The following is an 11,649-nucleotide window of genomic DNA, read 5'->3' as shown; positions in this document are numbered from 1 at the left end:
AGACAGTTTGGTCCCTATCTGCCGTGGGTGTACGAAGCTTGAGAGGATCTGTCCCTAGTACGAGAGGACCGGGATGGACACACCTCTGGTGGACCTGTCGTGGCGCCAGCCGCGCAGCAGGGTAGCTAAGTGTGGAATAGATAACCGCTGAAAGCATCTAAGCGGGAAACTAACCTCAAAACAAGGCTTCGCCGAGAGCCGTGGTAGACCACCACGTTGATAGGCCAGGTGTGGAAGTGCGGCGACGCATGGAGCTTACTGGTACTAATCGCTCGATCGGCTTGATCGTTCTTAGTAAAACTTATGCGCGCTTTGCATGGCGGCGCTGATGTCTTCTCAATCTGATCCGCTTCATTGACCTGGTGGCTTTGTCGAGAAGTCCCCACCCGATCCCATCCCGAACTCGGTCGTTAAGCTTCTCAGAGCCGATGGTACTTCGTCTTAAGGCGCGGGAGAGTAGGTCGCCGCCAGGTCTATAAAGCGGATCAGGATCCAGAACCCTTCAATTCACGATGCCGGCCTGGCCGGTCTTTAGATCGATCAGTTTTGACGCGGGATGGAGCAGCCCGGTAGCTCGTCAGGCTCATAACCTGAAGGTCACAGGTTCAAATCCTGTTCCCGCACCCATTAAATGCAAAACCCCCGTCGCAATCGCGGCGGGGGTTTCGTGTTTTCGGCCGAGGGCGAAACGCGAACGACTTCGCGCCGGCGGGTTGCGATCCGGTCCGAGAGTTCGTTTGATGCGTGCGGGGAGCGCCTGGGTTCACCCGGACAGTTTCGCCCCCATCATATCGAGGGAGATCGCGGCATGTATCGGCACATCCTGATTCCGACGGACGGTTCGGAAGTGGCCCAGAAGGGCGTTCAGGCCGGTGTGGAACTGGCGAAGGCGCTGGGGGCGAAGGTGACTTTCGTGATCGCGTCCGAGCCGCTTCCGGTGTTCACGGATCCGGGCGTGCTGGCGTCGCCAGCCTTCGACATGGCCGCCTACTCGGGCGCGCAGGACGAGAACGCCCGCCGGGCCCTCGACGGGGCCAAGGCCGCAGCCGCGGGCGCCGGCGTGGCGGCGGACGGTGTCCACGTGCCCCGCAGCCAGCCGGCCGAAGCCATCCTCGACACCGCAAAGGCGCAGGGCTGCGACCTGATCGCGATGGCCTCGCACGGCCGGCGGGGCGTCGGGCGCCTCCTGCTCGGCAGCCAGGCCTCGGAAGTCGTGACACGCAGCGCGATTCCCGTGCTCGTGCTGAAATAGGCGTCGCCGGTCGGAAGCCGTGCGGGGGGATCGGCTCGGATCTGACGGGACCGCGTTCATGAGGGTGTGTCGTCGGGCCGGACGAGTCCTTTGGGCCGTCGTCCTGGCGTGGCTGACCGGCGTGGGGACGGCCGCCGCGGCGCCGGCGGCCGTCCGGGTTCGGGCTCCCGAGGCGGAGGCGGCCTTCATCGCCGGCCGCTACGGCGAGGCGCAGGGGCTGGTCGAAGCGGCCTTGGAGCGTTGTCGCCCCACCCCGACCCAACCCGACCGCTGTCTTCTCCTGATGATGACCGGCTCGGGGTACGCGCTTGCCGCGGGCGACGCCGGAGCGGCCGAACGGCTGGCGAACCAGGCGATCGGGCTGTCGGCGACGCTCCGCGACGGCCGGGGCGAGCTGGCTATGAGCCGCATCTCGCTGGCGAACGCGTTGGCGGGGCAGGGCCGGATCGCCGAGGCGGAGGACCAGACGCGTCAGGCTCTGGCCCTGGCCCGCGTGGAGGTGGGGGAAGGGCACATCCTCACCGGGAGCATACAGAACACCCTGGCGCTGCTGCTGACTGCCCAGGGCCGGGCGGCGGAGGCGGAGCCGCTGCAGCGGGCCGCGCTGACGGCGATCCGAAGCGCGATGGGGGATCGGCACCCGACGTTGCCGACCCTGATGAGCGGGTTGGCCGACAATCTCGCCGCGCAGGCCCGGTATCGGGAGGCCGCCGACGCTCAGGTCGAGGCGCTGGCTCTGGCCCGGGCGATCAACGGGCCCCAGCACCCGGCGACGGCGGTCGTGCTGAACGGCCTGGGCCGCCTGAGACAGACGCTGGGAGCGTTCTCCGAGGCCGAAGCGCTGTACGAGGCCGCCGCAGCCATCGATGCGTCGGCGCTGGGAGTGCAGCATCCTCTGGCGGGGCGAGACGCCTCCAACCTGGGGCAACTCTACCTGGAACAGGGGCGGCTGGCCGAGGCGGAGACGCAGTTCCGTCGGGCGCTCGCCATCGCCGAAGCTGCGAGCGGACCCAGTCATCCGGCGGTGGCGACCGATCTCGGCGACCTGGCGACCGTATTCGCGCTCGGGGGGCGTCCCGAGGCGGGCGAGCCGCTCCTGCGGCGATCACTGGAGATCGAGCGAACGGCTTTCGGCGAAGATACGCCCCGGATGGCCGCGCAATACGGTGCGCTGGCCGCCAACCTCGAGGATCAACGACGACCGGCGGACGCCGAGCCGCTGCGCCGCAGGGCGCTAAAAATCCTGAGGACCTCCAGCGGGGAGGCGCATCCCGACACCGCCCATGCTCTCGCGGGGGCCGCCGGAAACCTCGTCGCCCAGGGCCGGCGCGACGATGCGCGGCCGCTTCTGCTCCAGGCGCTGGAAGTCCAGGAAGCGGCTCTGGGCGCGGACAGTCTGGCAGTGGCGGGAATATTGAGCCAGATCGGGGTGTTGGAGGCCCAGGCCGGGAACCCCGGGGCGGCGGAGTCCGCGTTCCGCCGTGCGCTGGCCATTCGGCGGGCGCGGTTGGGCGAATCGTCGCCGGCCACGGCGACCGGACATCACAATCTGGCGGCGGCCCTGGAGCTTGCGGGCCGGCCGGAGGCGGCGGAAGCCCCGGCGCGCGCGGCGCTGGGCCTACGCCGCGCGATCCTGCCGGACGGGCATCCCGACATCGCGGCCAGCGAAGCGCTGCTGGCGCGCATTCTGGCGCCGCGGGCGAATGCGGCGGCGCTGGAGCATGCGCGCGCGGCCATGACGCTGGTCAGGACGCGGCGATTGCAGGCGGGCGCGGCCGGCGATGCGGCGGCCCGCGCCGAGTTGCGGGCCCGAAGCGCCCAATCCACGCGTGATCCTGCGGACCGCGCGTTCGCGGCCTTCCTGGCGGCGGCGGCGCAGTCGCCCGATCCGGACACCCTGGGCGCTGAGGCGTTCCTGGCGGCGCAAGACCTCGAGGTCTCGGCGGCCGGACTGGCGATGGCCCAGACGGCGGCGCGGACGGCGGCGGGCGCGGGCGATCTGGCGCGATTGGCGCGGCGACAGCAGGACCTGTCGTCCGCGATCCGGGTGCTGGACGCCCAGGCCGTTCAGGCGCTGGGCGCGGGCCTGTCCGACAAGGCGTCGGCCCTGCGCGTGGCCATCGAGACCGCGGCGCGCGATCTGGCGGCCGTCGAGGCCGACCTGCGCGAGCATTATCCGGGCTATGCGACCCTGGTGTCGCCGCAGCCTCTGTCGCTGGAAGAGGTCCAGGCCCGACTGGCCCCCGGCGAAGGCCTGTTGCTGATCACGCCCGCGGACGGGGACATCTATGTCTTCGCCGTCGGCCGGCGCGGGTTGTCCTGGCGCCGGTTGCCCGGCGGGGTGGATTCGCTCGCCGAGCAGGTGGCGGTTCTGCGCTGCGGGCTCGACCCGCTGACCTGCGGTTCCGCGCGGGCGGCCGCGGCCTTCGATCCCCGGTTGGCTCATGCCCTGTATGTGGCCGTGGTGCGCCCGGTGGAGCCCGCGCTGGTGGGGGTGCGCCGGCTGTTCGTCACGGCCGGCGGCCCGCTGGCCAGCCTGCCGGTGGATGCGCTGGCCGTCGGCGTCCCGCGTTCGGGCGACCTGAGGCGGGTGCGCTGGCTGGCCGACCGCTACGCCGTGACCAGTCTGCCGGCCGTCGCCGTGCTGCGCCCGAAAGGCGTTGCAAAAGTCCCGCGGGGAACGGGCGGCTTCGTGGGCTATGGCGACCCGGCCTTTGGCGGCGGCGGGAGTGGTGATCTGGGCGTGCTGCGCCGCATGGAGCCCCTGCCGGGCACACGCCAGGAACTCGACGCCATGGCCAGGGCGCTGGGGGCGCCGCCCTCGAGCCTCGTGCTTGGCGCGGCGGCGACGGAGCCCGCGGTGCGGTCGGATCCGAGGCTGGCCGAGGCGCGGGTGGTGGCCTTCGCGACCCACGGCCTGCTGCCGGGCGAACTCAACGGCCGAAACGAACCGGGTCTGGTCTTCACCCCTCCCGCCGCGACGAGTCCTGGCGACGATGGGCTTCTGGGCGCCTCGGAAGTGGCGCAGATGTCGTTCCGCGCCGAGTGGGTGATCCTGTCGGCCTGCAATACGGGTTCGGCCGAGGGAGGCTCGGACAGCCTATCGGCCTTGGCGCGGGCGTTCCTCTACGCCGGCGCGGAAGCCCTGGTGGCCAGCCACTGGCGCGTGGCGGACGACGCCACCGCGGCGCTCACGGTCGAGATGCTGGCGGCCGAACAGGCCGATCCCCGCCTGAGCCGGGCCGAGGCGCGCCAGCGGGCGATGCGAGCGGTGCGTACGGGACGGCGGACAGACGGCAGCGCCGTGGCGGGCTGGACTCCGGATTGGCGCGACCCGACGGCCTGGGCGCCCTTCACCCTGATCGCGGCCAGCAGCGACTGACCTCGGCGTTGCCTCTGCTCACGCGTTCGGGCGGGTGAGCAGGAAGATGGCGACGCAGCAGAGCGTGGCCGCCACGCCGCCCAGGATCCACGGGTTCGGGAGAGTCAGGGCGAGAACTCCCCAACTCGCGGCCATCAGGACGATGGCGGTGGCCTTCGCCTTGGCGGGGATGGCGCCGCGGTCCTGCCAGTCGCGGAGGAAGGGACCAAAGCGGGGATGATTGCGCAGCCGCTCCGCGAGTTCGGGCGAACTGCGGGCGAAGGCCCAGGCCGCGACCAGCAGGAAGGGCGTGGTGGGCAGCACGGGCAGGACCACGCCCGCCGTGGCGAGACCCACCGCCGCCCACCCGACGCCGCGATAGAGGATGACCTTCATCCGTGGCGGGGCCTTGGCGGGCGAGGGCGGGATGTCGGGCGAGCCGTCCAGCGGCGTGTCCTTCCGGAAGAACAGCGGTCAGACGACCTGGGCGACGCGCAGCGAGTTGGTGCCGCCCGAACGGCCGAAGGGGACGCCCGCCACCACCACGATCTCCTCGCGCCGCCGCGCGAAGCCGCTCTTGAGGGCCAGGGTGGCGGCCTGGGCCACCGTCTCGGTCATGGTGTGGGTGGTCTCGGACGCCAGGGCGTGAACGCCCCACACCAGCGCCATCCGGCGAGCGATCTCCAGGCTGGGCGTGAGGCCGAGGATGGGGACGTCGGGGCGCTCGCGGGCGATGCGAATGGCCGTGCGGCCGGAGAGTGAAAAGGCGGCGATCGCCTTGGCGTCGATGGTCTCGGCCACCTGGCGGGCGGCGGCGCAGATGGCGTCGCCCGCCGACTTCTCTGGCGTGGGGCGAAGGGCGGCGCGGGCGGCCTTCAGGTCTTCGTCGTCCTCGGTGCGGGCGATGATGCGGTCCATCATCCGCACGGTCTCGACCGGATATTTGCCCGTGGCGCTCTCGGCCGAGAGCATGACCGCATCGGCGCCGTCGAAGACCGCGGTGGCCACGTCCGAGGCCTCGGCGCGGGTGGGCGTCGGGTTCTCGATCATGCTCTCCATCATCTGTGTCGCGACCACCACGGGGCGACCGTAGCGGTGCGCGGCCCGTATCAGGCGCTTCTGGATGAGGGGCACGTCCTCGGCGGGCAGTTCCACGCCCAGGTCGCCCCGCGCAACCATGATGGCGTCCGAGAGCTGGAGCACCTCGTCGATGGACTGAAGCGCGCCGGGCTTTTCGATCTTGGAGAGGATGAAGGCGCGGTCGCCCACCAGTTCGCGAGCCTCGGCCACGTCCTCGGCCCTCTGGACGAACGACAGGCCGATATAGTCGCAACCGTGTTCGAGGGCGAAGGCGAGATCGGACCGGTCCTTCTTCGTCAGCGCCGGGATCGGGAGGGTGAGGCCCGGCAGGTTGACGCCCTTGTGGTCGGAAAGCCGCCCGCCGACGATCACGCGGGTGTCGAGGAACTCGGGCGTCTGGCGCGTGACTTCCAGCCGGATCTTGCCGTCGTCCAGCAGCAGGATCGAGCCGGGCGCGGCTGCGGCCATGATCTCGGGATGTGGGAGTTGCACCCGCTGGCCGTCGCCGGGCCGCTCCTGAAGGTCGAGGCGCAGGGTGCGGCCCCACTGCAAGACGACGCCGCCGGCGGCGAAGCGGCCGACGCGGAGCTTGGGGCCCTGAAGGTCGGCGAGGATACCGATGGGCCGCCCGCATTTCTTCTCGATCCGGCGGATGCGGGCGATCACTTCGGCGTGCTGGTCCTGGGCGCCGTGGCTGAAGTTGAGGCGGAACACGTCGGCCCCTGTGCGGAACAGTTCCTCAAGCCGTTCGGGGCTGGCGGACGCCGGCCCGATGGTGGCGACGATCTTGACCCGCCGGCGGCGCCGGATCGCTTCAGCCACGCGGGTGGTCTCCTCAACCCCTGCGGATCCGACGTCGAATCCGAAGATCGGAATTTGGCCGTCCTCGGCGTCCGCAGCAAGCAACGGCGAGGCGTCTGATACGGTTTGCCGAATGTCGGGTTTCGGGCGGCTGATCCGTCCTGTGACCGGACGACGATGGAAGGAGAGCCCAATGCCCTATGTCGACGGCTTCTTGCTGGCCGTACCCAAGGCGAATCTCGACGCCTACCGCGCCCTGGCCGAACTGGCGGGGAAGGTGTGGATGGAACATGGCGCGCTCAGCTATGTGGAGTGCCTGGCCGACGATGTTCCCTATGGCGAACTGACCTCGTTTCCCCGTGCGGTTCAGGCCAAGGACGACGAGATCGTGATCTTCTCCTGGATCACCTATCCCGACCGGGCCTCGCGGGATGCGATCAACGCCAAGGTGATGGCCGATCCGCGCCTGAAGTCGGGCGACGCCCCACCGTTCGACGGCAAGCGGATGATCTACGGGGGCTTCGAGGGCTTCGTCAGCCTCTAGCGTCGTCCGGGGCTGACCGGATATCGCAGGCCCAATGCTGCGCGGCCGGGCTCGCGAGGCGCCCCGCGGTTTCCGCGGGCGTTGCAGACCCGGTGCAGACGCCGTCCGCAAGCTGCGTAACGGGGCCGCATTACGCCGAATTATCTTGGACGACCGGGCGGTGCGCGACAGACAGGGGTGGGGACGCGTATCCGGAGCCTGAACCTTGCTGTCCGCCGCCGCCGCACTCGCTCTGGCCGCAGCCCCTCAGGCCGTCCAGGGACCCGAGCTGCCACGGATGCCTCCCATCACGCGGGCGCCGCAGATCACCTATCTGGATCGCTCGGGCGGCTTGATCGGCGTTCGCGGCGGGCGCTACGCGCCGCCGGTGGACGTCTCGAAGCTGCCCGCGCATGTGCCCGCGGCGTTCGTGGCCATCGAGGACCGCCGCTTCTATCAGCACAATGGCTTCGATCCTCGAGGCATCGCCCGCGCCGTGGTCGATGGGATCGGCGCCGGGCGTCCGACCCAGGGCGCTTCGACGATCACTCAGCAGCTCGCCCGGAATCTGTTCCTGACCCAGGAGCGGACGCTGGAGCGCAAGGCGACCGAGCTGGTCTACGCCGTGGAACTGGAGCGGACCTACTCCAAGGCCCAGATCCTCGGCCTCTACCTCAGCCGGGTCTACTTCGGCTCGGGGGCCTACGGGCTGGAGGCGGCGGCCCACCGCTATTTCAACAAGCCCGCGGCGAAACTCAGCCTGAAGGAGGCCGCCATGCTGGCGGGCGTGCTGAAGTCGCCCACCGGCTACAACCCTGTGGATCAGCCCGAGCGCTGCGAGGAGCGGGCCCGCCTCGTGCTGGCGGCGATGGTCGAGACGGGCGCCATCACCGCCGCCCAGCGCGACAAGGCCGTCGTGCAGAAGCCGCGGGTCTGGAAGACGCCGCCGATGGCGTCTGCGCAGTATTTCGTGGACTGGGCGGATGCGGAAGTTCGCCGGATGGTTCCCAAGCCGGCGCGCGACCTCGTGGTCGAGACGACCCTCGACAGCGCGATGTCGGCGGCGGCCGCCGCCGCGGCGCAGGCGACGGTCGCCCGCTACAAGGCCCAGGCGGCCGAGCAGGCGGCCATCGTGGCGCTGGACGGCGGCGGTCGTGTCCGCGCGCTGACGGGCGGGGTCGACCATGCGCGCGCGCCCTACAACCGCGCCGTGACGGCCAGGCGGCAGGCCGGATCGGCCTGGAAGCCGTTCGTGTACCTCACCGCTCTGGAGCAGGGGCTGACGCCCGATACGCCCGTGGTGGACGAACCGGTGACCATCGCCGGCTGGACGCCCGCCAACTATGACGCCGGCAGCTTCCTGGGGCCGGTGACGCTGGAAACGGCGCTGGCCCGGTCGGTCAACACGGTGGCCGCGCGGCTGGCGGACGAGGCGGGCCGGCCGGCCGTGGCCGCCACGGCGCGGCGGCTGGGCATCGTGTCCCCGGTGAACACCGATCCTGCGATGGCGCTGGGGACCAGCCTGGTCTCGCCGCTGGAAATGACCCAGGCCTACGCCGCCTTCGCGAGCGGCGGCGTGCGCGTACAGGCCTACGGCATCGAGCGCATCCGCTCGGGCGGACGGACGATCTACCAGAAGAGCGCCGGCGCCCCTGTTCAGGTGATCGCGAATCCCGCGCTGAGCGAAATGAACCGGATGCTCCGGACGGCGATGACCTCGGGAACCGGGGGCCGCGCGCGAGTGGCGGGTTACGATCTGGCGGGCAAGACCGGCACCACGTCGGACTACAAGGACGCCTGGTTCTGTGGCTACACGGGGAGCTTCGCGAGCTGCGTGTGGATGGGGCGCGACGACGCACGGCCGATGGCCCGCATCAGCGGCGCGACGGCGCCGGCCGAGATGTGGCGGGCCTTCATGACGGCCGCCCTGCCCAGGGTTCCGCGCCAGGCCATCCTGCCCGGCCCGCCGGCGCCGGAGCGGCCCGAGCCGCCCGAAGCCGACGCTTTCGAGGCGGAGCCCGAGGCCGTGGTTCCGGCGGAAGAGGATGCGTCGCCGGTCTTCTGAGGAGGCTCAGGGCGTTCCGGTCGCCGGTCCGGTCCGCCCCTGCTCCGGACGCTCCAGCGTCGGCCACGTCACACCGAGCTGGTCGAGGTAGGTGGGATAGCGGGTTTCGTCGTAATAGAGAGGCCGCATCTGGGGCCGGTAGCGGGCCATGATGTCGGTGTTGATCTCGATCGGCGGCTTGTCGGAAGCCGAGATCATCGGGACGTAGGCCTGATCCTTCTGCTGCACGTCGGTGAAATAGGCCTTGGCCGCCTTGCGCAGGTCGGGGCGGAGCAGGAGGTCGAGCGTGGTCGTGGCCACCACCTTGGCGCCGGCCACCACGCCGTCGTGGGCGATGGGGGTGGCCATCGCGATGGCGCTGGACCAGGCGTGGCCGGGCAGGCCTGGGATGTTGGCGGGATAGAGGATGGTGATGGTGGGGGCGACCCAGGAGACGTCGCCGATGTCGTCCGAGCCCCCGCTCTCGGGCTTCTCGGGCGGGGGCTGGAGTTTGCGCAGCTCGGTGGCGAGGCCATCGGTCTTCTCGGCGCCGATCTCCTTCTGGACGGCCTTGGCGAAGGCCTGCTGGTCGGCGGTCCATTTCGGCAGGCCCACGGCCTGGATGTTGGCGTAGGCGGCCTCGGCCATCGGACGGTTGAAGTGTCGCGGCGCGGCGGTTCCCAGGATGCGGCGTTCGACCCTGGTGTCGGTCATGGTGGCGGCGCCGTCGGCGATGCGGTTGCCGATCTCGTAGAGGGCCGAGATGCCTTTGAAGTCCTGTTCCGGAAATAGTACCAGACCTTGGCCACCTGCGGCACGACGTTGGGCTGGTCGCCGCCGTCCGTGACGACGTAGTGCGAACGCTGCTCGGGCCGGATGTGCTCGCGCCGGAATTCCCAGCCGATGTTCATCAGGGAGACCCCGTCCAGGGCCGAACGCCCCATCCAGGGACGGCCCGCCGAATGGGCCGAGGCGCCCTGGAACGTGTATTCGACCGAGACGAGGCCGGTCCCCGTGGTCGGGCCCCAGGCGGTGGCCAGGTTGTCGCCGACATGGGTGAAGATCACCGCATCCACGTCCTTGAAGACGCCGTCGCGCACCATGTAGGCCTTGCCCGCGAGCAGCTCCTCGGCGACGCCGGGCCACAGCATCAGCGTGCCGCGGATTCCGTCGCGGATCATCAGCTCCTTGACCGCCAGGGCCGCCACCACATTGACCGCGTTGCCCGAGTTGTGGCCCTCGCCGTGGCCCGGGGCGCCTTCGACCTGGGGCTGGCGCCAGGGAATGCCGGGGGTCTGAGAAGCCTTCGGGATGCCGTCGATGTCGGTGCCGATGGCGACGACCGGCCCGCCCTGGCCGTTGGTCCAGGTGGCGGTCCAGCCGGTTGGCAGGCCCGCGACGCCGCGCCGGATGGTGAAGCCGTTCTCTTCGAGGATCTTCGTGATGTAGGCCGAGGTCTCGACCTCGTGGAACGCCAGCTCCCCGAACGAGAAGATCTTGTCGTTCATCTGCTGGGCCAGCTTCGCGCGGGCTTCGACCCCTGCGATGGCCTGCTTCTTCAACACCGGCAGCGGCGCGGCCTGCGCGGCGGTTCCCAGCAGGAGGGCGGCCAGGACCGTGGCTGAGGACTTCAGGTTCATGGTTCGTCTGCCCCCTGCGCGTGCGGGACGTCGGCCCGCCGAAAGCCGACCTTAGCGCAGGCGGGGTCTGCGGCCAGGGCGGTCGACAGGAAAGCGGCCAAAGACTTTGCGGCGCCGTGGTCTTCCGCGAGGACCACGCAACGGATTACATGCGTGACGCCGGCGCGTCCGGCCGATCCCGCCGGACTGGAGACGCCCGCATGGCCCGCGACCGCCTGTTCACCCTGAACGCGATGATGGATCAGGGCGTGATCCCCGTCTTCTATCACCCCGATCCGGCGGTCTGCGTGGGCGTCATCCAGGCCTGCGCCAACGGTGGCGCCAAGTGCGTGGAGTTCACCCATCGAGGCGATTTCGCCGCCGAGGTGTTCCTGGAGGTGACGCGGCACTTCGCCAAGGCCGACCCGAGCGTGGTGATGGGCGTGGGGTCGATCGTGGACGCGCCGACGGCGGCGCTCTACGTAGCCAATGGCGCGAACTTCGTAGTGGGGCCGCTGCTGAACGCGGAGGTGGCGCGGCTCTGCAACCGTCGCATGATCCCCTACAGCCCGGGATGTGCGACACCCACCGAGATCGGCCAGGCTCAGGAACTGGGCTGCGAGATCGTGAAGATGTTCCCCGGCGGCTCGGTCGGCGGGCCCGATTTCGTCAAGGCGGTGCTGGGGCCGATGCCCTGGACCCGGATCATGCCGACCGGCGGCGTGGACGTGACCGAGGCGTCGCTGAAGCCCTGGTTCGACGCCGGCATCGTGGCCTGCGGCATGGGCTCGAACCTGATCACCAAGGCGCTGCTGGAGGCCGGAGACTACGCCGGCCTCGAAGCGCGCGTGGCCGAGACCGTGGCGCGCATCAGGGCGATCCGGGGACGATGAGAGGTGGGGACGGGACGCTGGTGAGCGTGCGACGGGTGGGCGCGCGGTGGGCGACCCGCGTCGGACCCATCGGCGG

9 protein-coding genes, 1 tRNA gene and 2 rRNA genes are annotated in these 11,649 nt (G+C 70.4%); 8 read left to right on the top strand and 4 right to left on the bottom strand.

The window, feature by feature from the left end:
• The 5 genes from ABS78_RS16265 to ABS78_RS16245 all read left to right on the top strand — a co-directional run.
• A 23S ribosomal RNA gene (locus ABS78_RS16265) occupies positions 1–289 on the top strand; the annotation flags it as partial.
• Positions 290–358: 69 nt separating this feature from the next.
• Positions 359–473 (top strand): 5S ribosomal RNA (gene rrf / locus ABS78_RS16260).
• 77 nt (positions 474–550) lie between these two features.
• Positions 551–627 (top strand) — tRNA-Met (locus ABS78_RS16255).
• A gap of 181 nt (positions 628–808) precedes the next feature.
• Positions 809–1,252 carry a universal stress protein gene (locus tag ABS78_RS16250; RefSeq protein ID WP_293381560.1) on the top strand — a complete coding sequence of 148 codons (444 nt, stop codon included), beginning with the start codon at positions 809–811 and terminating at the stop codon, positions 1,250–1,252.
• A 58-nt stretch (positions 1,253–1,310) separates the two neighbouring features.
• On the top strand, positions 1,311–4,634 hold the full coding sequence (locus tag ABS78_RS16245) for a CHAT domain-containing tetratricopeptide repeat protein (RefSeq protein ID WP_293381557.1): 3,324 nt from the start codon (positions 1,311–1,313) through the stop codon (positions 4,632–4,634).
• Positions 4,635–4,652: 18 nt separating this feature from the next.
• On the opposite strand, the gene ABS78_RS16240 is transcribed toward ABS78_RS16245, so the two are convergent.
• Both ABS78_RS16240 and pyk read right to left on the bottom strand, forming a co-directional pair.
• A complete protein-coding gene (locus ABS78_RS16240; protein ID WP_293381554.1) occupies positions 4,653–5,009 on the bottom strand; it encodes a YbaN family protein in 357 nt (118 codons plus the stop codon).
• A 78-nt stretch (positions 5,010–5,087) separates the two neighbouring features.
• Positions 5,088–6,515: a pyruvate kinase gene (gene pyk / locus ABS78_RS16235; protein ID WP_293381551.1), complete on the bottom strand. Its 1,428-nt coding sequence runs from the start codon at positions 6,513–6,515 to the stop codon at positions 5,088–5,090.
• Positions 6,516–6,687: 172 nt separating this feature from the next.
• On the opposite strand from pyk, the gene ABS78_RS16230 reads away from it, so the two are divergent.
• Positions 6,688–7,038 (top strand): DUF1428 family protein, encoded by a 351-nt coding sequence (locus ABS78_RS16230; RefSeq protein ID WP_293381548.1) that lies wholly within the window; start codon positions 6,688–6,690, stop codon positions 7,036–7,038.
• A gap of 205 nt (positions 7,039–7,243) precedes the next feature.
• The gene (locus ABS78_RS16225; protein ID WP_293381545.1) at positions 7,244–9,082 is read left to right on the top strand and encodes a PBP1A family penicillin-binding protein; all 1,839 of its coding nucleotides are present in this window, start codon (positions 7,244–7,246) and stop codon (positions 9,080–9,082) included.
• A 6-nt stretch (positions 9,083–9,088) separates the two neighbouring features.
• On the opposite strand, the gene ABS78_RS16220 is transcribed toward ABS78_RS16225, so the two are convergent.
• Together ABS78_RS16220 and ABS78_RS16215 are read right to left on the bottom strand one after the other, a co-directional pair.
• On the bottom strand, positions 9,089–9,775 hold the full coding sequence (locus ABS78_RS16220; protein WP_293381542.1) for a hypothetical protein: 687 nt from the start codon (positions 9,773–9,775) through the stop codon (positions 9,089–9,091).
• Positions 9,772–10,701: an amidohydrolase gene (locus tag ABS78_RS16215; RefSeq protein WP_293381539.1), complete on the bottom strand. Its 930-nt coding sequence runs from the start codon at positions 10,699–10,701 to the stop codon at positions 9,772–9,774. The genes ABS78_RS16220 and ABS78_RS16215 overlap by 4 nt, the downstream gene beginning before the upstream one ends.
• Positions 10,702–10,901: 200 nt before the next feature.
• On the opposite strand from ABS78_RS16215, the gene ABS78_RS16210 reads away from it, so the two are divergent.
• Positions 10,902–11,573, top strand: a complete 672-nt coding sequence (locus tag ABS78_RS16210) for a bifunctional 4-hydroxy-2-oxoglutarate aldolase/2-dehydro-3-deoxy-phosphogluconate aldolase (protein ID WP_293381536.1) — start codon at positions 10,902–10,904, stop codon at positions 11,571–11,573.
• Positions 11,574–11,649: the final 76 nt, after the last annotated feature.

The organism is Phenylobacterium sp. SCN 70-31 (assembly GCF_001724605.1).
Lineage (GTDB): Bacteria > Pseudomonadota > Alphaproteobacteria > Caulobacterales > Caulobacteraceae > Phenylobacterium.
The sequence above is the reverse complement of the archived record's forward strand: the minus strand, read 5'-3'. Positions and strand labels throughout refer to the sequence as shown.